20 protein-coding genes and 1 other RNA gene are annotated in these 21,178 nt (G+C 42.1%); 6 read left to right on the top strand and 15 right to left on the bottom strand.

What is annotated here, in order from left to right; genetic code table 11:
• Positions 1 to 80 precede the first annotated feature (80 nt).
• The 4 genes from C1G49_RS01830 to C1G49_RS01845 form a co-directional block, all read right to left on the bottom strand.
• Positions 81 to 2,471 (bottom strand): primosomal protein N', encoded by a 2,391-nt coding sequence (locus C1G49_RS01830; protein WP_105124387.1) that lies wholly within the window; start codon positions 2,469 to 2,471, stop codon positions 81 to 83.
• Positions 2,472 to 2,540: 69 nt separating this feature from the next.
• A complete protein-coding gene (rpoZ, locus tag C1G49_RS01835; RefSeq protein ID WP_004195201.1) occupies positions 2,541 to 2,855 on the bottom strand; it encodes a DNA-directed RNA polymerase subunit omega in 315 nt (104 codons plus the stop codon).
• A 32-nt stretch (positions 2,856 to 2,887) separates the two neighbouring features.
• The gene (gene gmk / locus C1G49_RS01840) at positions 2,888 to 3,508 is read right to left on the bottom strand and encodes a guanylate kinase (RefSeq protein WP_043025413.1); all 621 of its coding nucleotides are present in this window, start codon (positions 3,506 to 3,508) and stop codon (positions 2,888 to 2,890) included.
• A 119-nt stretch (positions 3,509 to 3,627) separates the two neighbouring features.
• Positions 3,628 to 5,241, bottom strand: a complete 1,614-nt coding sequence (locus tag C1G49_RS01845) for a ribonuclease Y (RefSeq protein WP_105124388.1) — start codon at positions 5,239 to 5,241, stop codon at positions 3,628 to 3,630.
• A 128-nt stretch (positions 5,242 to 5,369) separates the two neighbouring features.
• Between C1G49_RS01845 and C1G49_RS01850 the strand changes: the two genes are divergently transcribed.
• On the top strand, positions 5,370 to 5,852 hold the full coding sequence (locus C1G49_RS01850) for an S-ribosylhomocysteine lyase (protein ID WP_105124389.1): 483 nt from the start codon (positions 5,370 to 5,372) through the stop codon (positions 5,850 to 5,852).
• Between the two features lie 45 nt (positions 5,853 to 5,897).
• Here the strand turns inward: C1G49_RS01850 and C1G49_RS01855 are convergent, their stop codons facing one another.
• From C1G49_RS01855 to C1G49_RS01875, 5 genes are all read right to left on the bottom strand, one after another.
• On the bottom strand, positions 5,898 to 7,337 hold the full coding sequence (locus C1G49_RS01855; protein ID WP_238595833.1) for a cell division site-positioning protein MapZ family protein: 1,440 nt from the start codon (positions 7,335 to 7,337) through the stop codon (positions 5,898 to 5,900).
• A 12-nt stretch (positions 7,338 to 7,349) separates the two neighbouring features.
• Positions 7,350 to 8,513, bottom strand: a complete 1,164-nt coding sequence (locus C1G49_RS01860; protein ID WP_105124391.1) for a THUMP domain-containing class I SAM-dependent RNA methyltransferase — start codon at positions 8,511 to 8,513, stop codon at positions 7,350 to 7,352.
• Positions 8,514 to 8,566: 53 nt separating this feature from the next.
• Positions 8,567 to 8,930, bottom strand: an RNA gene (rnpB, locus tag C1G49_RS01865) — RNase P RNA component class B.
• A gap of 20 nt (positions 8,931 to 8,950) precedes the next feature.
• Positions 8,951 to 9,277, bottom strand: coding sequence for a cell division regulator GpsB (gene gpsB, locus C1G49_RS01870; protein WP_105118551.1), 327 nt, complete (start codon positions 9,275 to 9,277; stop codon positions 8,951 to 8,953).
• A 70-nt stretch (positions 9,278 to 9,347) separates the two neighbouring features.
• The gene (locus C1G49_RS01875) at positions 9,348 to 9,887 is read right to left on the bottom strand and encodes a DUF1273 domain-containing protein (RefSeq protein ID WP_105124392.1); all 540 of its coding nucleotides are present in this window, start codon (positions 9,885 to 9,887) and stop codon (positions 9,348 to 9,350) included.
• Between the two features lie 65 nt (positions 9,888 to 9,952).
• On the opposite strand from C1G49_RS01875, the gene recU reads away from it, so the two are divergent.
• From recU to rsmG, 3 genes are all read left to right on the top strand, one after another.
• A complete protein-coding gene (gene recU, locus C1G49_RS01880; RefSeq protein WP_105124393.1) occupies positions 9,953 to 10,570 on the top strand; it encodes a Holliday junction resolvase RecU in 618 nt (205 codons plus the stop codon).
• Positions 10,551 to 12,803, top strand: coding sequence for a penicillin-binding protein PBP1A (gene pbp1a, locus C1G49_RS01885; RefSeq protein WP_161942069.1), 2,253 nt, complete (start codon positions 10,551 to 10,553; stop codon positions 12,801 to 12,803). The genes recU and pbp1a overlap by 20 nt, the downstream gene beginning before the upstream one ends.
• A gap of 99 nt (positions 12,804 to 12,902) precedes the next feature.
• The gene (rsmG, locus tag C1G49_RS01890; protein ID WP_105124395.1) at positions 12,903 to 13,616 is read left to right on the top strand and encodes a 16S rRNA (guanine(527)-N(7))-methyltransferase RsmG; all 714 of its coding nucleotides are present in this window, start codon (positions 12,903 to 12,905) and stop codon (positions 13,614 to 13,616) included.
• A gap of 177 nt (positions 13,617 to 13,793) precedes the next feature.
• Here rsmG and C1G49_RS01895 read toward each other — a convergent pair whose 3' ends face one another.
• The 6 genes from C1G49_RS01895 to C1G49_RS01920 all read right to left on the bottom strand — a co-directional run bounded on the left by C1G49_RS01895 (position 13,794) and on the right by C1G49_RS01920 (position 20,130).
• Positions 13,794 to 14,627, bottom strand: coding sequence for an energy-coupling factor transporter transmembrane component T family protein (locus C1G49_RS01895; RefSeq protein WP_105124396.1), 834 nt, complete (start codon positions 14,625 to 14,627; stop codon positions 13,794 to 13,796).
• Positions 14,624 to 16,297: an ABC transporter ATP-binding protein gene (locus C1G49_RS01900; protein ID WP_105124397.1), complete on the bottom strand. Its 1,674-nt coding sequence runs from the start codon at positions 16,295 to 16,297 to the stop codon at positions 14,624 to 14,626. The genes C1G49_RS01895 and C1G49_RS01900 overlap by 4 nt, the downstream gene beginning before the upstream one ends.
• 239 nt (positions 16,298 to 16,536) lie before the next feature.
• Positions 16,537 to 17,520, bottom strand: coding sequence for a rhodanese-related sulfurtransferase (locus C1G49_RS01905; protein WP_105124398.1), 984 nt, complete (start codon positions 17,518 to 17,520; stop codon positions 16,537 to 16,539).
• Positions 17,521 to 17,632: 112 nt separating this feature from the next.
• Positions 17,633 to 18,559 (bottom strand): hypothetical protein, encoded by a 927-nt coding sequence (locus C1G49_RS01910; RefSeq protein ID WP_105124399.1) that lies wholly within the window; start codon positions 18,557 to 18,559, stop codon positions 17,633 to 17,635.
• A gap of 156 nt (positions 18,560 to 18,715) precedes the next feature.
• Positions 18,716 to 19,261, bottom strand: coding sequence for an ECF-type riboflavin transporter substrate-binding protein (locus tag C1G49_RS01915; protein WP_105124400.1), 546 nt, complete (start codon positions 19,259 to 19,261; stop codon positions 18,716 to 18,718).
• Between the two features lie 20 nt (positions 19,262 to 19,281).
• The gene (locus C1G49_RS01920; RefSeq protein ID WP_105124401.1) at positions 19,282 to 20,130 is read right to left on the bottom strand and encodes an SAM hydrolase/SAM-dependent halogenase family protein; all 849 of its coding nucleotides are present in this window, start codon (positions 20,128 to 20,130) and stop codon (positions 19,282 to 19,284) included.
• A gap of 323 nt (positions 20,131 to 20,453) precedes the next feature.
• On the opposite strand from C1G49_RS01920, the gene C1G49_RS01925 reads away from it, so the two are divergent.
• Together C1G49_RS01925 and C1G49_RS01930 are read left to right on the top strand one after the other, a co-directional pair.
• Positions 20,454 to 20,669 (top strand): helix-turn-helix domain-containing protein, encoded by a 216-nt coding sequence (locus C1G49_RS01925; protein WP_105124402.1) that lies wholly within the window; start codon positions 20,454 to 20,456, stop codon positions 20,667 to 20,669.
• A gap of 1 nt (position 20,670) precedes the next feature.
• Positions 20,671 to 21,177 (top strand): DUF2975 domain-containing protein, encoded by a 507-nt coding sequence (locus C1G49_RS01930; protein ID WP_105124403.1) that lies wholly within the window; start codon positions 20,671 to 20,673, stop codon positions 21,175 to 21,177.
• Position 21,178: the final 1 nt, after the last annotated feature.

Genomic DNA, 21,178 nt, shown 5'->3' on the forward strand with positions numbered 1-21,178 from the left:
TACCATTTTTGCTTATTTTTTCCTTAATTCAAGGTTTATTTGAAGCATATAATCAAAAAAATGCAAGGCCTATCCAGACCTTACATCATATTCTGCGGTTCATTATCAATAATCAAACGCAAATCTTGGTTTTCTCTCTCCTGCGTCCAATCTAAAATCTGATTGAGCACCTCTTCCAAACTGTCTTCGTAACGGTATTTTAAGATAATTTGGTAGTGGTAGAGATTATGGGTTCTAGCAATGGGCTTGGGAGTTGGTCCCAAAATTTGAATAGCCTCCGTTAAGTGTTGACGGAGAAAGGCTACTGTTTCATAGGATTTTTTCACGACAAATTCTTCCGACTTGTGTGAAAAGGTTAAGCCAACCGTAAAATAGTAAGGCGGATAGCCAAGATTTTTCCGAATGCCCATCTCATAACGATAGAAACCTTCATAGTCCTGCTCTTTGGCAAAGGCAATAGCATAGTGGTTGGGGTTGTAGGTCTGAATTAAGACCTCCCCCTCCTTATCAGCTCGACCAGCCCGACCAGCCACCTGAGTTAGCAACTGGAAGGTTCGCTCAGAAGAACGAAAATCAGGCAAATTGAGGGCCGTATCCGCATTGAGCACGCCAACTAGGGTCACATTTGGAAAATCCAAGCCCTTGGCAATCATCTGGGTTCCTAGAAGAATATCCGCTTCCCCCCGACCAAACCGTTCGAGCAAGTCCTCGTGAGCCCCTTTTTTCTTTGTGGTATCTACGTCCATCCGCAAAATTCTAGCCTCTGGCAAGAGCTCCTGTAACTCATCGTAGGCCTTTTGCGTACCAGTTCCATAATAGCGAATGGAACGACTTTGACAGTTTGGACAAGTCTGGGGAATTCCTTTTTGAAAACCACAGTAGTGGCAATTCATGGTTTTTGTATCCATGTGAAGCGTTAGGGAAATATCACAGTTTGGACACTGGTCCACAGTCCCACAATCCCGACACATGACAAAAGAAGAATAGCCACGCCGATTCAACATGAGAACGACCTGCTCCTTACGAGCCAACTTTTCTCTAATCTTCTCAATCAAAACAGGGGTGAAATTGCTAGCCTCCTGCTGACCGATGTATTCTCGGAAATCCACAACTTCCACTTCTGGAATACGAGCCAAGGGATTAGCACGTTGGTTGAGCGTTAACCTACCATAAACACCTCGACTAGCCCGAGCCCGTGTTTCAAGGCTAGGCGTAGCAGAACCCAAAACCAGATTCGCTCGATTATAGTCTGCCCGCAACTTTGCCACATCACGCGCATGATAGCGTGGATTGCTGTCCTGCTTGTAGGTCGCTTCATGCTCCTCATCAATGATGATAACACCCAAATTGGTCAGAGGGGCAAAAATGGCCGAGCGAGCCCCGACAACTACTTGGGCATTGCCTGCCTCAATCTTCCGCCACTCATCATACTTCTCTCCATCAGACAGTCCAGAGTGGAGAATGGCAACCTTCTGACCAAAACGAGAGATGAATCGATTGGTCATCTGAGGGGTCAAGGAAATTTCAGGTACCAGCATAATAGCCGTTTTCTCCATTTTCAACACCTGGTCAATGACCTGGAGATAGACCTCCGTCTTCCCAGAACCTGTCACTCCTTGAAGAAGAAAGGTCTGACTGTCCTGACCGATAGAGGCCACAATCTCCCGAACCGCAATCGCCTGCTCTGGATTCAAATCCAAGGCCTGCGTTTTTTCCACCTTATCAAAAACTCCCTGAGTCCGCGACACTTCCTCTTCCCAAACTTCTATATAGCCCTTTTCTTGGAAATAGCGGAGCGTCTCAGCTGAATAGTCTGCTTTTAAGCTTGAAAGGAGCTGGTCTTCAGGATGAGTCAAAAGAAATTCTCTTAATTGCTGCCGTTTTTTAGCCCGATTGCTGATGTCTGCATCTTGCAATTTATCTAGACAAACTCGGTACCATTTTTCTGTCTTGATTTGCTTTTTATCCTTGGCCACATAGTCAACCAAAATTTTTCCAGACTGGGCCAGACGCATGATTTTTCCTTGCTCTTTCACGTCTAAGTCAGAAAAACGAATCTGGTCCTTATCACCGAACAGACTGACCTGCTCTGCCATTTCCAAACCAAGCCCTGGACGGAGCAATTTGTCATAGGTCGAATTGAGCAAGCTGGGCAACATAGCCTTCAAGAGAGTAATTTTGTAGGAGAAAACCGACTTCCTCATCTGGTCAGCCAACCAAAATTGCTCTTGATTGAGAACAGGCCTATAGTCCAAAACTTCCGCAATCTCTTTCAACTCCTGCAAATCAAGCCTATCATCTTCATCAATCAAGTTAACTACAATCCCTTGAATGAGGCGATTGCCCTTGCCAAAGGGAACATGGACACGTACGCCAACCATGAGTCCCTCTTCCAAGTCAGCTGGAACTCGATAAGAATAAGCTTGATCCGTCTGCATCAAAGGAACGTCTACAATGACCTCTGCTAACATAGAACCTCCTCTCTTTCAATAATTATAAGTGAAAAGAAACCCGGATGGCAAAACCAACCGAGTTTTCTATTAGATCTTTTCGCCTTCTTCTTTTTCTTTTGCGATTTGTTCTTTGATTTTCTTCTCTTCCTCTTCTGCCAAACGCTTCGCTTCTTCCGCACGACGACGAACTGCCTCACGTTTTGCTTCTGGATCTGGGTGAATAACCACATTGCCTGATTCAATTTCTTCCAAGGCACGAAGGGTTGACTTTACGGAAGTAAATTCTTGAGTTGGTTTTGCGCCAGCTTCTAATTCATGGGCACGTTTTGCCTCAAGAATGACCAAGGAATACTTAGATGGTACCTTGTCCAACAAGGTATCGATAGATGGTTTCAACATCATAGTTCTATTCTCTACTTTCTGTTAAGGTTCTGTTACTTGTTCACATCACGAATCATTTCATCATAACGACCGATTACGCGATCGACACGGAAATGCTCTGCTTCGATAATTCGCTTGACACGTTCTGCTGCCAAAGGAACTTCATCATTGACAACCGCATAGTCATACTCGCGCATGAGGGCAATCTCTTCCTTGGCACGTTCGATACGTTGCGCAATGACTTCCTCACTATCTGTCCCACGACCAACCAAGCGGTCTTGCAATTCTTCTAAATCTGGTGGCGTCAAGAAGATGAAAACTCCATCTGGAACTTTTTTCTTGACTTGAAGAGCTCCCTGTACTTCAATTTCCAAGAAAACATCGATGCCCTTATCAAGTGTTTGATTGACATAGGTCAAAGGAGTTCCATAGTAGTTGCCAACATACTCAGCATATTCCAACATCTGACCCTGACGAATCAAATCTTCAAACTCCTCACGGCTACGGAAGAAATAATCTACCCCATCAACCTCTCCAGGTCTTTGTGGACGTGTCGTCATGGACACAGAATATTCAAATTTATTATCCGAACTCTCGAAAATTTCCTTTCGAACAGTTCCCTTCCCAACTCCCGACGGGCCGGAAAATACGATGAGTAAGCCTCGCTCTTTCATGATATCTCCTTTAAAATCTTTCATTCTAGTGTAACAAAATTCCCTAGGAATTTCAACTGATTTTAAATGAGCAGGATATTTTTTCAAACAGAAAGGGAGCTGATCGGGCTCCCTCTGCACTATTTAGCAATATCTGTCGCTCTTGTTTCTCGAATGACAGTGATCTTGATATTTCCTGGGTAATCCAAGTTATTCTCAATTTTTTCACGAACATCGTGGGCCAAGATAGTAATTTGATCATCTGAAATTTTATTTGGATGAACAATAATCCGTACTTCACGGCCTGCTTGAATAGCATAAGATTGTTTAATTCCATCGAAGCTATTGGCAATCTCTTCCAAGTCTTGTAGGCGCTTGATATAGGCCTCCATAGACTCACGGCGAGAACCTGGGCGAGCTGCACTCAAGGCATCCGCTGCTGCTACAATAACTGCGATAGTACTTGTAGCCTCGACATCACCATGGTGACTGGCGATAGTGTTGACCACAATCGGGTGTTCCTTGTACTTCTTAGCCAATTCAGTACCAATTTCAACGTGGCTACCATCTACCTCACGGTCAATGGCCTTACCAACATCATGGAGGAAACCTGCACGGCGAGCCAGGTTGACATTTTCACCCAACTCAGCAGCAAGGACACCTGCCAATTTAGCCACCTCAATCGAGTGACGGAGGACATTTTGACCATAAGATGTACGGAAGTGCAAACGTCCCATAATCTTAATCAAATCTGGGTGAAGGTTAGGTGCACCAACTTCATAGGCAGCTGCCTCACCATACTCACGGATGCGATTGTCCATTTCCACACGGTGCTTTTCAACCAATTCCTCAATACGAGCCGGATGAATCCGACCATCTTGAAGTAAGGTTTCCATGGTCATACGAGCAATCTCGCGACGAATAGGGTCAAAACCAGATAGGACAACGACTTCCGGCGTATCATCAATGATAACATCGATACCAGTCAAGCTTTCAAAGGTACGAATATTACGACCTTCACGTCCGATAATCCGACCTTTCATGGCATCATCTGGTAGGTGAACAGAGGTAATAGTCTGCTCAGCTACATATTCACCTGAAATCCGTTGCATAGCCTGGGCCAACAAATCCTTGGCCATCTTATCCGAACGTTCTTTGACCTCACGCTCTGCATCTCGAATTTGAGTTGCAATCTCATGTGTCAACTTATCGCGTGTATCTGTCAGGATAATATCTTTCGCTTCTTCCTGACTGAGTGCCGCTACACGTTCTAATTCTAGAGCCTTTTGCTCTTCCAACTTAGCAACTTCTTGCTCACGCTCATCAATGTGTTTAGATTTATCAGTTAGACTTTGTTCTTTTTGCTCCAAAGTCTTTTCTTTAGTCGTCAAATTGTCATCTTTTCGATCCAAATTGCTGGCACGTTCGGTTAAACGTACTTCAATCTGTTTCAATTCCTGACGCTCTGACTTAAATTCTTCTGCGATTTCTTCTCGGTACTTACGAGCCTCCTCCTTAGCTTCCAAGAGTAATTCTTTCTTCAAGGTCTGACGGTCACGTTCAGCTGTTTTTAAAATAGCTTCCGCTTCTTCTTCCGCACGACCACGAACATTACTAGCTTCTTGTTCTGCATTTAAAAGGGTTAATTCTGCAGTTTCTTTTGCAGATTTCATCTTCAAAGAAATGGCAAAGTAGCCAATTACTAAACCAATGAGAGCAGAAACAAGAGCCACTACAAGTGTAATGAGTTCCATATTTCTACCTCTTTTTTAAATTCGATTTTCACAAAATCTGTATCTATTTTATCATATTTGAACCGATTTCACAATTCCAAATTGACAAATATGTTATAATAAATTCATCAAATAGTTTGGAGGAAGACATGAAAAAAGATGTTACCGTTGAAAGTTTTGAATTGGACCACACCATTGTTAAGGCACCCTATGTCCGTTTGATTTCAGAGGAAGTGGGGCCAAAAGGCGATATCATCACAAATTTTGACATTCGTTTAATTCAACCCAACGAAAATGCCATGGATACTGCTGGTTTGCATACTATCGAGCATCTTTTGGCCAAGCTCATTCGTCAACGCATTGACGGTTTGATTGACTGCTCTCCTTTTGGTTGCCGTACAGGTTTCCACATGATTATGTGGGGCAAGCAAGACCCTGCAGAAATCGCTCAAGTCATCAAGGCTAGCTTGCAAGAAATTGCTGATGGCATTACTTGGGAAGACGTCCCAGGGACAACCATTGAATCCTGTGGCAACTACAAGGACCACAGCCTGCATTCGGCTAAAGAGTGGGCAAAATTGATTGTTTCACAAGGTATTTCATGCGACGCCTTTGAAAGAAAGACAATTTAAGATCTAGGGTATAAAAAAAGCGGGTCAACCGCTTTTTTGTTTTGCTTAATAATCCAAGGCATCTGAATGACCTGAGCCATTACCAACAAAGTAACCTGTCTTACAGTTAATCGAGAAGAGATAGCTACCATCCGGTGTAAACATATTGTAATAACCATTTCCGTTAATGATGTTCACTTTTTCCAAGATATATTGGTTGCCTGTGATATAACCACGCTGTTGAGAAATAGCTACAATATTTTCTAGTATACCAGGGTTGAATGTCCAAGCTTCGTTATTAACATCGTCAATCATGGCTTGATTGTAAGGAACACGGCTGCGATCACGCTGTAGAACTACCCCTTCTGGTACAGGGATTCCGTAAATAGTTGCTGCTCCACTAATAGAACCAGCAAGGCCATCACTGACTACCGCACTCTCGGTTGAGGCCGGAGCAGTGGTTTCTGCTGTTGTCGAATCAGCCTGAGAGTTTTCAGCTGGAGCAGCAACTGCTTCGGTAGAGCTAGCAGCAACTTCCTGTTGAGAACGCCCAAAATTGACCACAGAAGCCAACAAGCTATCCACTGAGCTAATCCCCGTGTTAGTGGCAGAAAGACTGGCTTCCGCTTTAACAGTGGCAGTGGTATCAATTTCACCATTTACGATAACTTCTTTATCAAATTGCCCATTGATTGCCTGAATAGCCGCAATGGCTTTTTCAAGGTTATCGTACTGTTCCTTGGCTTTTTTATAACTATCCGAATTTTTGTCCATCTTGTCCAATAGGGTCTTCAGCTCCGCCAATTTACCAAACTCAGAATTCTTCAACTTTGTCAAACTACTATCTGTAAAGAAGCTAGTATAGAGTTGTTCAAAGGCTAGACTGTTAGCATCTGCCGAGCTACTTGCAGTGGTCGATGTCTGACTGCTGCTTGAACTACTAGCTGTTTCTGTGGTCGATTTATTTACTGAGTTCAACCACATGAAAGCCGTTGCTAAGATAGTAACAAAGAGAGCTGCTAAAGCTGACCAAAAATAGATTTTTTTCTTTCTCTCCTTCTCTGCTTCCTCTGCCTGTCCCCAATCATCATCCACTTCTTGTTCTTGGGAAACAGTCGCTATACTGTCAGCCACTGCGGCACCTGCAACAATTGTTTCTTCCAAAGGAGCAGTCGGCACTTCTACTTGCTCAGTCACAGCCTTGCCAACTGCAAGGAGTTCATCGCTCAATGCCGTCGAAAGACTAGCAGCCTGAATGGTATCTTCTTTCTCATCATCTGACGCTTCTACCAGTGGCAAATGATTGACCTTGGTTTCAAATTTCTGCGACTCAATCTCTGTCCGATGTTGCTTGATATAACGATCTAAAAGGCTATCATCCTCCGTCACACCTGCTTCAATTTCCTTATGTTTCTTTACGGCTTCTGCAATGGTTAAATCCTTAGCTACTTCAAAATCCAAAACTTTCTCATTTTCCAAGGGTAGCTTATTCTTATTTTCTTCCACGATATCCTCCTATTATTTCTCTTCTACCATTTGACGCTTGACACGTTGACCAAAAAATTGATACAAATCTACTTTTAAGGTACCATTATATAATTTTCTCTTTTTATCAGCCTGCCTACCAAAACGCTTCTCGAATTGCTCATCACTGGTCAAAATAAACTTAGACCAGGTTTCTAAGGGCTCAAAGGTTTGCCCCATCTCTCGATACAACGTGATGATTGCGTCGTCATCCAACAAACGTTCTCCATAAGGTGGGTTTGAAATGATAACACCATTGATTTTATCCGTCCGCAGATCCTGAACTCGCATCTGTTTGAAAACAATGTCCTGATCTACTCCAGCCGCAAAAGCATTTTTCTTGGCAATTTCAACCATACGAGCATCGATGTCTGAACCCGCAATATCCAAGACCAAATCTGATTTAATAGCAGCCTGAGCCTCTTTTCGTACATCTGCCACTAACTGGTCATCAACCCATGGCCATTCTTCAAAAGCAAAGCTACGTTTCAAGCCAGGAGCCATATTTTTGGCCAGCATGACCGCCTCAATACAAAAGGTTCCTGAACCACAGGTTGGATCAATCAAGGGTTTATCAGGATACCAGTTGGACAGTTGCAAAATCGCCGCTGCCATGTTCTCCTTGATCGGTGCTCCACCTTTTTCCACCCGATAGCCACGCTTGAACAAACTAGAACCAGTCGTATCAATCATGATTGTTGCCACATCCTTCAAGATAGACACTTCAATCTTGAACTCTGCCCCAACTTCTTGGAGCGGCACTCCCTCTGGACGAGAGAAGTGTTTTTGTAATTTCTTAACAACTGCTTTTTTCGAAATAGCCTGTACACTCGGCTCATTGTGTAACTTGGATTTAACACACTTGGCCTTAGAAATTGGAAACTTGCATCCCAAAGGCAGATAATTCTCCCAATCCAAACCAAAGACCCCTTGGAAGAGCTCTTCAAAGGTTCTTGCTGGAAATTGACCAACAATAATTTTTATCCTGTCCGCCGAACGTAGCCAGAGATTGGTTTCGATAATCGCCTTCACATCACCCTCGAATCGTACACGACCATTTTCCACCTGGCACTCATAGCCGAGATTGCGAATTTCACGACCAACAACTGCCTCTAAGCCAGCTGCAGCGGTCGCAATCAATTCAAACTGTTTTTTCATTTTTTTCCTTCTAAAATAAAAGCTAGCAAAGCTAGCTACCTATTTATGCAATTTTCTGTAAGCCATGTTTTGTTCCAGTGGTACTAGGTTCTACCACCTTCGATAATCATCTGTCTACTGTTTTCACAGTCAGGATTTCAGTTCAATTCCATCCATCCCATGCCCCGACCAAAGTTTGGGTTGCTAGCTTGAGGGGTTTACCGCGTTCCATTTTTTACGTTTCCATAAAAACTTCGTCACTGTGGCACTTTCAGGTCTACTTTGGCATATCTGATGACGTAGCCATTTTAACCGCCGTAACGTTACCAACGTCCCTAGGCTTATTGATTCGCCTAGCACAAACACTACCGGCATCGCAGCCAGTGCTAGCATGGACTTTCCTCATGGTAGAAATCTACCACGCGATTATCCAAAAATTGCACGCAATTCCTATATTATTAGTCTTGAACAATTTGTTTGCCGAAGACTTCTTTTTCCAGACGATTTAAGCGACGAAGAATATCAAAGTTTGTAGCCGAAGATGGACGTTCCGTAGGAAGCACATCTTTTACTTCCTCAACAGCAGCAACTTTAGGAGTGTTTGCTACCTGGGCTTTCAAGCGAGCAATCTCGCCTTTCAACTCCTTGATAATAGCTTCGTAGGCATCATAATCCTTCATGATTTCATCTAAAAAGTCATTGACTTCGTCTTGATCGTAGCCACGGAAACCGACTTTAAAATCTTGTTCAAAAATATCTTTAGTTGTAAATTTAATACTTGCCATTTCTCTCTCCCATATCTAAAACATCACTAGTCCTATTATATTAAAAAAAATAGGGAAAAATCAAGTCAAATCACTCAGAATTTGAAAAATTTTCTGCCACCTCATTCAGTTGTTCAAAGGTAAGCGTTTTTCTATCATACTCCTCTTTTTTTAAGACTTGATGATATAAATATTTCAAGTTGGTTTCATTTTCAGGATCGTAAAACAGATAGATTCCGTCAGTATTATCCACTAAAAATTTATTGTAATCTTTAAACTGACCAGAATTCTCATAACGAGGGTAGGCATACTTAATGAAATCAACCTGCTTAAAGCGCTGCAATTTCAGCTGATTGGCTTCATTCCAATGTTCTCCATGGTTTTCAAACATGAAAATAGATGCTATTTGAAACTCATAACCTTCTGAACGCAGTTCCTCTAAAACTTCTAAGGTCCAATATTCAAATCCCAATTGACCTGTCAGGACAAACCAGGTCACTCCATCCTCCAAAAATCGAACAAGATCCTGCTTGATAGCCAACTTTATAATAGCTAACCGTGGATCCTTGTCCGTAAAAATACCTACATCTGTATGCTTGTAACCTGTTATCAAAAGGCTCTTAGTATCCATTCCTTGTACTCTTTTCACTTATTGTGGTATAATATGCTGATATTATTTTATCAAGAAGGAGTTCTATGGTCAATTATCCTCATAAGATAGCTAAAAAAATCAATAGAACCAATTCTGTTTCATCTCAAAAAATTAGCTTCGCAAATCGAGGGATGTCCTTTGAATCTGCTATCAACGATAGCAATCTGTACTACCTAGCTCACGAGATTGCGGTTATCCACAAGAAACCGACTCCTGTGCAGATTGTAAAGGTTGATTATCCGAAGAGAAGCCGTGCGAAAATTGTAGAGGCCTATTTTCGACAGGCATCTACAACGGATTACTCAGGGGTTTTCAGGAAACATTATATTGATTTCGAAGCCAAGGAAACGCGACAAAAAGCATCTATGCCTATGAAGAATTTTCATGAGCATCAGATTGAACACATGAAACAGGTTGTAAAGCAGGGTGGCGTATGCTTTGTTCTTCTTCACTTTTCAACACTAAAAGAAACCTATCTCTTACCGGCTGTCCACTTGATTGAGTTTTATCAAACAGATAAGGGGAGTAAATCTATGCCTCTCTCTTTCATTAGGCAATTTGGCTTTGAGGTTCAAATGGGACGTTTTCCTAGCGTACCTTATCTTGAAGTGGTTGAAAAAAATTTATTAGGTGGTGACTCTTTTGAAAACTACAAGTATTAAAAAAACTCTCCTAGTAGTTGCAAATATCTTATTAGCTGGCTTTATTATTACCTTTCTAGCTGGTTCTCTCTTGGTAGGCTACTGGATCGCAACAGCACCCAAGCTAACCGAAGAAAGCTTGACAGCCACAGTATCCAGTAAGATTTATGACAAAAATGGCAGTCTGATTGCTGACCTAGGAGCAGAAAAACGATCCAGCGCAAAAATCGAAGAAATTCCGACTGATTTGGTCAATGCCATCGTTGCGATTGAAGATCAGCGCTTCTTCAACCATAGGGGTGTGGACGTTATCCGTATCGCTGGTTCTTTGGTTAACAACCTGACGGGCGGACGCTTACAAGGTGGTTCGACACTTGATCAGCAGTTCATCAAACTGACCTACTTCTCAACTTCTTCCGAAGACCAAAACATCAAACGGAAAATTCAAGAAGCCTGGTTAGCAACCCAACTGGAAAAAGACAAGACTAAGCAAGAAATCATGACCTACTATGTCAATAAAGTCTTTATGGCCAATGGAAACTACGGGATGAAAACAGCTGCACATTCCTACTATGGTAAAGAATTGAAAGATCTTACTTTAGCCCAGCTCGCCTTACTGGCAGGTATGCCTCAAGCTCCTAACCAATACGATCCTTATACCAACCCTGAAGATGCTAAAACACGCAGAGATTTAGTCCTAGCTGAAATGTTGGAAGAAAAGTACATCGACAATGCCCAGTACGAGCAAGCTGTGCTGACTCCAGTCACTGATGGTTTACAGGCTCTATCCAATGAAGCAGCTTATCCTGCTTATATGGATAACTATCTCAAGCAGGTTATCGAAGAAGTTGAGGCTAAAACAGGCTACAACTTGTTAACTACGGGTATGGATGTCTATACAAACGTAGATCCTGCTGCTCAACAGCAGTTGTGGGACATTTACAATACCGATATGTATGTCAGCTACCCGGATGATTTGATGCAGGTAGCCTCTACGGTCGTGGATGTATCAAACGGTAAGGTCGTTGCACAGTTGGGCGGACGGCACCAATCAAGTAATGTTTCCTTCGGTACCAACCAGGCTGTTGAAACCAACCGTGACTTTGGTTCGACCATGAAACCCATCACCGACTATGCTCCTGCTTATGAACATGGCATCTACACTTCAACGGCTGACATTATGGTCGATGGACCTTACAATTTCCCTGGCACAACTATCCCGATCAATAACTGGGACAAGCAATTCTACGGATCCATTTCAATCAAGACAGCTGTTCAGTATTCACGTAATGTGACAGCAGTCAAGGCTCTTGAAGCAACTGGACTAGAAAACTCTCTGGCATTCTTGAACAGTATCGGCATTAATTATCCAGAAATGCACTACTCAAATGCGATTTCTAGTAACACTTCCGATACAGGTCGTCAATATGGTGCAAGTTCTGAAAAAATGGCTGCAGCCTATGCTGCCTTCGCCAATGGCGGAACTTATTACGCTCCACAATATGTCAATAAGATTGTCTTTAGCGATGGAACAGTTTCGGAGTATGCTCCTCAAGGGAACCGTGTTATGACGGAAGAAACAGCCTATATGATGACAGATTTGATGAAATCTGTATTGAGTTATGGTTACGGACTAAACGCTACTGTCAGCGGTATTCCGATGGCTGGTAAAACCGGTACCTCAAACTATACCGACAGCGAAACAGAATCCATTCTTGCTTCTGTTCCTGAAGCTAACTATAGCTACAGTGTCGTTCCAGATGAGAACTTCGTCGGCTACTCTAGCCAGTATGCCATGGCCGTTTGGACCGGTTACACCAACCGTATGACCCCGGTCTTAGATAATGGGATGCGAGTTGCTACAGACGTTTATCACCATATGATGGCCTATATGCATTCTGACTATACTGCTACTGAATGGGAAGTGCCGAGTGGTTTGGTTCGCTATGGTTCAAATTACTATTTGAGAGGTAGCCGTTCCCTAAGCAATGCTTACAATAGTTACAATAACAGTTACAATAATAACAATAATAATAGTTATAATAATACAAATAGTAGCTCAACAACGCCAAGTTCTAGCTACACTGAAACAACAAGTGAACAGAGTGTTCAAAGCACCACTACGGAAACAGCGAGCACTGTAAACACTACCGAAACTACTGCAGTTGAAGCTAGCGCTAGCGGCGCTGAAACCACAACAGCTTCAACACCAGCTGCTACTACAACATCCTCTGAGCAAACGAATGGACAATAAACAGAAAGAGGTTAGGCCCCAAGTCTTACCTCTTTCTCTATCCCCGATAACTCTAGCCCAACTCTCCACAATTTCAACAATTTATGGTAAGATAAAACTATGAAACCTGAAGTATTTTATAAGACCTTGGCGGATCAAGGCTTCCAACTAACCGATACACAAAAACAACAGTTCCATCGTTATTTTCAACTCTTGGTAGAATGGAATGAGAAGATCAATTTGACAGCTATAACTGAAGAAGAGGACGTCTATCTCAAACATTTTTATGACTCTATCGCTCCCATTCTTCAAGACCATATCCAAAACGAACCCCTTCGCTTATTAGACATAGGAGCCGGAGCAGGTTTTCCAAGTCTTCCCATGAAAATCATCTATCCTCAATTAGATGTAACTATCATTGACTCTCTCAACAAGCGGATCAATTTCTTGCATTTATTGGCAGAGGAACTGGGTTTGGAGAATGTGCATTTCTATCATGGGCGGGCTGAAGATTTTGCCCAAGACAAGCAATTTCGTGCTCAATTTGACCTTGTTACTGCGCGGGCAGTTGCACGTATGCAAATCTTATCAGAGCTAACCATTCCGTATTTAAAACTCAATGGCAAACTCATTGCCCTCAAGGCATCCAGTGCCGAGGACGAATTAGCTCAAGCTAAGAACGCCCTGACCCTCCTTTTTGGTAAGGTCATTGAAAACGTTGACTATCAATTGCCAAACGGCGATCCACGCACACTGACCATTGTGGAAAAGAAAAAGGAAACTCCCAATAAGTTTCCACGGAAGGCTGGTATGCCAAATAAACGACCACTGTAAAAGAGGCTGAGCAAAAAGCCCAACCTCGCTTCTCAGGGTTTGTGTCAACATCTCAGCGCAGTGGTTGATTGGCAGATTTGTTCGTATTTTACACTCCAAATCTGACCTAATCAACTGTGCGGGGGCGGGAAGACGAACTCTTTTTTTACCAGTCGAGTTCTTTCCCGCTCCCTTTCTCTATCTCCACGGGTTGTAAAAACGTCCACCATTCACAAATAAAAGTCCGATTGTAATAAGAACAAGCACTAAAATAAGGGCTAGAACCAGATAATCAATACTTTGCAAGGCTTGGTAGCTATACCAGGTTCTTTTTTTATTTTTCCCGAAACGACGCAATTCCATAGCTGTCGAAATGGTATCAATCCGCTCCAAGGAACCAAAAATCAAGGGGATAACCAGAGCTAGATTGCCCTTAATACGGTCCATTAACTTGCCTTTCTTAGATAACTCCAAACTACGCGCTTCCTGGGACATCCGAATAGTATAAAACTCCTCCTGAATATCTGGGATATAACGCATGGTCAAACTAACCGCATAGGCTACCTTATAAGATACCCCAATCTGATTTAAGCTTGAAGCAAACTGGCTCGGATGGGTTGTCATCAAAAAGACAAGAGCCAGAGGCACTGTGCAAAAATATTTCAAGAGTAAGTTAAACAGATAAAAAAGCTGCTGACTAGTCAAGGAATAGGAACCAAAACCAGAAAGGATAACCGTTTCAGCCCCATAGAGCTCTACTCCGTACCTTGGTGCAAACAGATGAACCATCAAGGCATTTAAGAGGGCAAAAACAATTGTAAACAGCAGAACAAGGGACACATCCTTATAGCGAATACCGGATAGTTTGAATAAGGCCAGCGAAAATAGTGCAATAAAGGCAATCAAACGGGTATCGTAAGTCACCATGGCAAGAATAGTCACAATCAGGAAAAACAAGAGCTTGGTAACAGCAGACAAATCGTAAATAATGCCACTTCCTTTATGGTAACCAATTAAATGTTGTTGGCTCATTGCCCCCTCCTTTCTTCCTGCATATAGAACATGGTCAATTCCAACGGGTTTACTGCCAAGCGTTCTGCCAAGTGGAATATAGATGTTTCCTTCAAATTGGCTTCTTCAATGACCTGGCTATTTGACAAGATTTCTGCTGGACTAGCATCTTCGATAATCTGACCATCCACCACAACAATAGCCCTATCTGAATAATCCAACATCAACTGCATATCGTGGGTAATCATCACAATGGTGTGTCCTTGAGCATTAAGTTGATCCAAGAAATCCATCATCTCCTGGTAATGACGTTGGTCCTGACCAGCTGTTGGTTCATCCAACAGAATAATCTCAGGATTAAGCACCAAGATAGTGGCAATGGTCACCCTCTTCTTCTGACCGTAGGACAAGGCTGAAATCGGCCATTTGCGGTACTGATACAAGCCACAAACCTCTAAAATCTTGAAGACCCTAGCCTCAATTTCTTCTTCCGCCACTCCCCTCATTCGTAAACCAAGGGCTACCTCATCAAAAATCATGGTCTGACTGATCATCTGATTAGGGTTCTGAAGAACGTAACCAATCCGCTCCGCTCTCTCCTTGACAGAATCATCCTTAATGGATTTACCTTGCCACAAAATCTCACCATCAGGTTGAATAAAGGCACACAAGGCCTTGGCCAAAGTTGATTTCCCAGCCCCATTTTTTCCGACGATGGCCAAACGCTCACCCTTATAGATATTTAAATCTATGCCTGAGAGAATGGTTTTATCAGAGTAAGCGAATTGCAAATTGCGGGCTTCCAGCAAGACTTCCTTTTCCACTTCTCCCACATTCACATGAGGAAGTTTACCAACTTCTAATGAACCTAGTTCAAGTTCCCAGACTGAAGAGAGGTTATCAGATCTTTCAATTGGATAGCCTAAGCCTCGTAAGGTAGAAATATAGAGGGGCTCTCGAATACCATTTTCTCTTAATAGACTTGTCTGCAAGAGCTGATCTGGATGACCATTGAAGAGAATACGTCCATCGTTTATCAACACAATTCTGTCTACCTGTCGATAAAGGACATCTTCCAAGCGGTGTTCAATGATGATGGTCGTCGTTCCTTCTTGCTCATGCAAACGATCAATCAAGTCAATGGTATCTTGACCAGATTTGGGATCCAGGTTGGCCAGAGGTTCATCGAATAACAAAATAGGACTTTCATCAATCAAGACCCCTGCTAGGCTGACCCGTTGCTTCTGACCTCCCGAAAGATCCTGGGGACGAAGGTTCAACAGTTCTTTTAAGTCCAAGCGTACAGCCCAGTCATGAACTCGTTCCTTCATGGTCGCCAAGGTTTCCATGTCATTTTCCAAGGCAAAGGCCAAATCTTCTGCTACAGAAAGCCCTATAAACTGCCCATCCGTATCCTGCAAAACAGTGCTGACCAGAAGAGATTTTTGGTAAATGGACTGGTCAAAGGCAGAGACCCCCATCAGTTCAAAATCCCCAGTATGGGTTCCCTTATGGATGGCAGGGATAATCCCGTTCAAGACCTGACCGAGAGTGGACTTACCTGAACCAGATGGCCCAATAATCAGCACCTTCTCTCCTTCATAGATAGTCAAATCAATACCATGTAAGGTCACATCCGTCTGCGCATTGTATTTAAAGGAAAAATTCTTAAATTCGATGACTTTTTTCATATTCCTATTATATCAGAATCCAGCATGAAAAAAAGGAAGAATTCTCCCTTTCTCCCAATCCATGAGCTATGACGAACGATTAAAGGGGACGCTTCTTCGTGAACTACTTATTTCTATTCATTCGGCTTAGCTTGGAAAATACTGGTTAACTCTTTCGTTCCTAGCACTCACCAAGTAACAGACAGCACAAGACAGGAAAAGAAAAATTGCACTGATTTCTCAATGCAATCTTGATGTTATTAAGCATTTGCTGGAGCCAGAGTTTCCCCAATCGCTTCCAAACGCTCTGCCCATTCTTGGCGGGTCAAGCCGTTTTCAGAGATATAACGGTTGCGCTCATGGGCACGGCATTCCGCTGAACAGCCACGGACATACTTGTGTTCATTTTCTTCTGAGGTCAAGATACGGCGGTTACAGAATGGGTTGCCACAGTTGACATAGCGTTCACATGGTGTACCATCGAACCAGTCCTTACCAACAACTACTGGGTCTACATGATTGACATCAACCGCGATACGCTCGTCAAAGACGTACATCTTACCATCCCACAATTCGCCACGAACCTCTGGGTCTTTACCATAGGTTGCAATACCACCGTGAAGCTGACCTACATCCTTGTAACCTTCACGAACCATCCAGCCGGAGAATTTCTCACAGCGGACACCACCAGTACAGTAAACCACCACGCGCTTGTCCATGAATTTCTCTTTGTTATCACGCACCCATTGTGGCAACTCACGGAAGTTGCGGATGTCTGGGCGAATGGCACCGCGGAAGTGACCAAGGTCGTACTCATAGTCATTACGGGTATCCAAAACAACTGTATCTTCGTCCAAGAGAGCTTCTTTGAACTCTTTTGGTGACAAGTAAGCACCTGTTGTCACAAGTGGGTCGATGTCACTGTCGAAGTCGTTGTCTTCCAAACCAAGGTGAACAATTTCTTTTTTGTAACGAACAAACATTTTCTTGAAAGCTTGCTCATTTTCTTCATCAATCTTAAACCACAAATCGCTGAAAAGTGGATTAGCATGAACATAGTCCATGTATTTTTGAGTTGTTTCGTAGTCACCAGAAACAGTACCGTTGATGCCTTCATCAGCAATCAAGATACGGCCTTTTAATCCGATAGACTTACAGAAAGCCAAGTGCTCAGCAGCATACTCTTTGGCATTTTCAATTGGAACATACTTATAGTATAACAATACGCGAATGTCTTTTGACATGATTTCTCCTTCTCAATCTTTGCAATAGATGATAAAATTTTGACATTTCTAATCAAAATCAAGGTATATTATATCGCTTACACAATCAAAAAACAAAAATCTGAACTGAAAATCACTCTTCCAATTCAGATTTGAGTTGTTTCAATTTTTCCAAGGCATCATCACCGAGGAGTTGGCCCACCTGGCGCTTGTGGCGCTTGGCAATATTCTTCTTCCACTTGTCCTTTATGGGATCGGTCTGCTTAGTCCTTTTTTTCGGCAGCTCCACTGTCTCCTTCTCTTGCCACTCCACATCTTTAATCATCTCTTCCCAGTAGGTGACAATAGCAGAGCAGAGATAGGCTTGTAGGAAGCTCAGCCATTTTCCAACAAAAGTCGACGGTGGTCGATCCTCAACCAAGCGATAGGTCCTTTGGAGCTCAATGAGCTGGGACTGATATTTTTCCCACTGAAGCATGGATTTACTCGGTTTTTTACGATAGAGTTGGCTGTGACGAATAACCTCTATATAGGGAGCTACAAACCGGCTAATCCGTATCTTGAGAGAGGAACGGGAAAGGTAGGTTGCAGTCAATAAACCTGATGCTAGGAGGCGTTCCACCTCCCTAGCCTGATTATCAGGGAAACGGTAGTGGACCAGACAGCTAGCCTCTTCTTCCTCAATGAGTAAGCGAACCTGTAACCTACCCTTATGCCAACTAGCGAAAATATCCTGCTTAGCATCCCAAGCTTTCTGAAAAAATTGTAGCAAGTAGTAGCCTTGTTTGGTCAAGACATACCAACTTCCCTCTTGATAGAGGTAGTTTCGAATAGCCCCCTTCATGTAAAATTCCCCATGAAAATCATAGAAGGTGGGTTGTTTGTAGCTTGAGGTAGATGGATGATTACTGATGCGAAAGACCTTGTAATAAATCGTATTCCACAAAACACATATATAGAGAGAATCTGTCGTTCCAGACTGATAAATGGTTAAAATCTCCTCGCCTGGATTGAGAATAGAATGAATAAGGGGAGCTAGATTTTCTTCTGTCCAAGCCATACATCACTCCTCCCTTCATCTGACAATTTCTATTCTTTTATATTATTATATCATATCATCAATATCTTTCTCAAAAAAATCAACCTAGAAATTTTCTAGGTTGATAGTAACATTCGGTTTTTATTCTATTTTTGATAGTCCTGTTCGAGAAAGTTCTTAATCTTTTGACAAACTACCTGTTTTCGTTTGCGAACGAGCATAAACTCCAAGAAGAATAGTACCAGCAATGGCTATTGTAATACTATTGACAATTCCAGCTACCAAGCCCTGAGTGAATACCTTATTTGCTGCTTCACTATAGATAACAATATCCAATACTGGAGCGATAATTCCCCAGGCAATAACATTAGCAACTACTTGGAAGATATTGAAAACTACAATATCTTTTCCTTCAAAAATCCCTTCCTTAACACGAAGACGATTTTTTGCAAAGCCAATAACCAATCCTACTACTCCTGAGGCTAAAATCCATGACCACCAAGGTCCGTATGTCAACGAATCTTTAAGCGTATGGCCAATAAAACCTACTAAAAAGCCAACTACTGGACCAAATACAACTGACAAAAGTGCCTGAACAGCGTATTGGAGCTGAATTGAAGTATTTGGAACAAAAGTAGGAATGTTGATTAGCAAGCCAATGACAACAAAGAGGGCAGCACCGATACCGGTAGCTACGACAGTTTTGATAGAATTATTTTTCATAAAATTCTCCTTCATTTTCTTTAATTACTAATGCGTTTGATTTCGATATGCCAGTTTTGACCGACACCGACATTATAGGCCTTGGCAAAGGATCCTTGGTTAATGGCCAAGCCCACTCGATAGAGTGAATTGATATAGAGCAGGGGTTGACCGATGCGGACATCCGCAAAAGACTTGCCATAGGTCACTTGGTTTTGGTAGACCAACATGTCGTTGTTGTAGATGGTCACTTCAAAACGGTCCTCAAATTGCGGCTTCAAGGTATAAAATTCCTCACGCGTGATTGAGGTCCATAGTGAACCAAAGCGAACATCCAAGATGTCGATAGCTCCTTTGACAAAGTCTTGTCCAACTTCTGTCGGAACGGTTGGAATTTCAACAATATCTGCCACCTGCAACTCTGGTCCAACTTCTTCAAAACTGATATGACCTGAGGCTAATTTTGCACCTGTGTATGCATAAACATCACGACCGTGGAAAGTATAGGAATGCTCCGTGTTAGCTCTACGATTGGCTACTTCTGAAATTTCACGAACAGCCTTGATACCGACATGTTTTTTGATGAAGGAAAGGGTTCCGTTGTCTGGGGTTACGATAAAATGGTTCTGCTCCGTCAAGGCCACGACACTTTTACGCTTAGAGCCTACTCCTGGATCAACGACCGAAACAAAAGTTGTACCTTCTGGCCAATATTCAACTGTCTGAAAAAGACGGTAAGAGCCTTCGAAAATATTGTAAGGTGTAATATCGTGGGTCAGGTTGTGAACAACTAGGTCACGCGACTCCTGAAGAGCCACACCAATCATAGCTGACACGGCACCATCTACTAGACCAAAGTCAGATTGTAAAACAAGTAAATTATTTGACATAGCTCCTCCTAAAAATGATACTGTTCTATCATAACAGAAAAGCTACAAGCTTTCAAATAGCTATTTTCTAGGGACGGTTATAGTTATCTATTATAACTAGATAATACTACAAACTTTCTCAGTCACACAAAAAATAAATTTTTTAAAAAAACGCTTGCATTTCAAAAATTATTGTTTTATAATAATTTTACAGATAATATTATCATAAAACAATAATAATCAGAGGTTTGCTATGAAAAAAAGTTTACTCAATACAGCAAGCATGTTAGTTAATGGAACAAAAAAGCACCAACTAACAACCGAGAACAGCGAGTTTATCTGATATGGAAATAATTCGCGTAAACTTAGACAAGGTCCTCAAAGACCGGCAAATGACTTCCAAGGACCTAGCAGAGCAAGTCGGTATTACCGAGGCCAATCTATCTATTCTCAAAACAGGAAAGGCCAAAGGCATTCGTTTTAATACCCTGATGAGCATCTGCCGAATCCTAAACTGCCAACCAGGAGATATTTTGGAATATGTGAATGAGGGAGAATAGCATGAACAAAAAGATATTTTTCAACATCGTCATACAGTTGCTAACGTTTATTCGTTATGGATTGATTGCCTTAACAGGACTGATAGTTTTGGCACTTCTTATTCTACTTATAGGTGGGAAACCTATTCAAAATAGTCTACAACTAACTGTCCCCCTGCTTATCATTGTTACTATTCTAATCATAAGTATCATATTGGTAGCCTGCTTCATCTACATGGCTACCATACTCAAAAAAATGATTATCAACTTTCAGAAAGGAACTATCTTCTCAACTGAAAATGTAGTCTATACAAAAATAATTTTAGGAACTCTGATCGTATGGACGAGCATACAATTTGCAAGTGCTTTATTCTTATCTTACCTAGGCTTAAAGAATATAAGTGATTTATATGATTTTTCACTCAGTGATTACTTCATAAATGGTGTGCTGATTATTATTGCATTACTAGCAAAAATGATATTGGAAAAAGGTGTACTTTTACAAGCTGAAAATGATGAAATTATATAAA

Origin of the sequence: Streptococcus suis (genome assembly GCF_002960625.1) — a bacterium.
Lineage (GTDB): Bacteria > Bacillota > Bacilli > Lactobacillales > Streptococcaceae > Streptococcus > Streptococcus suis_T.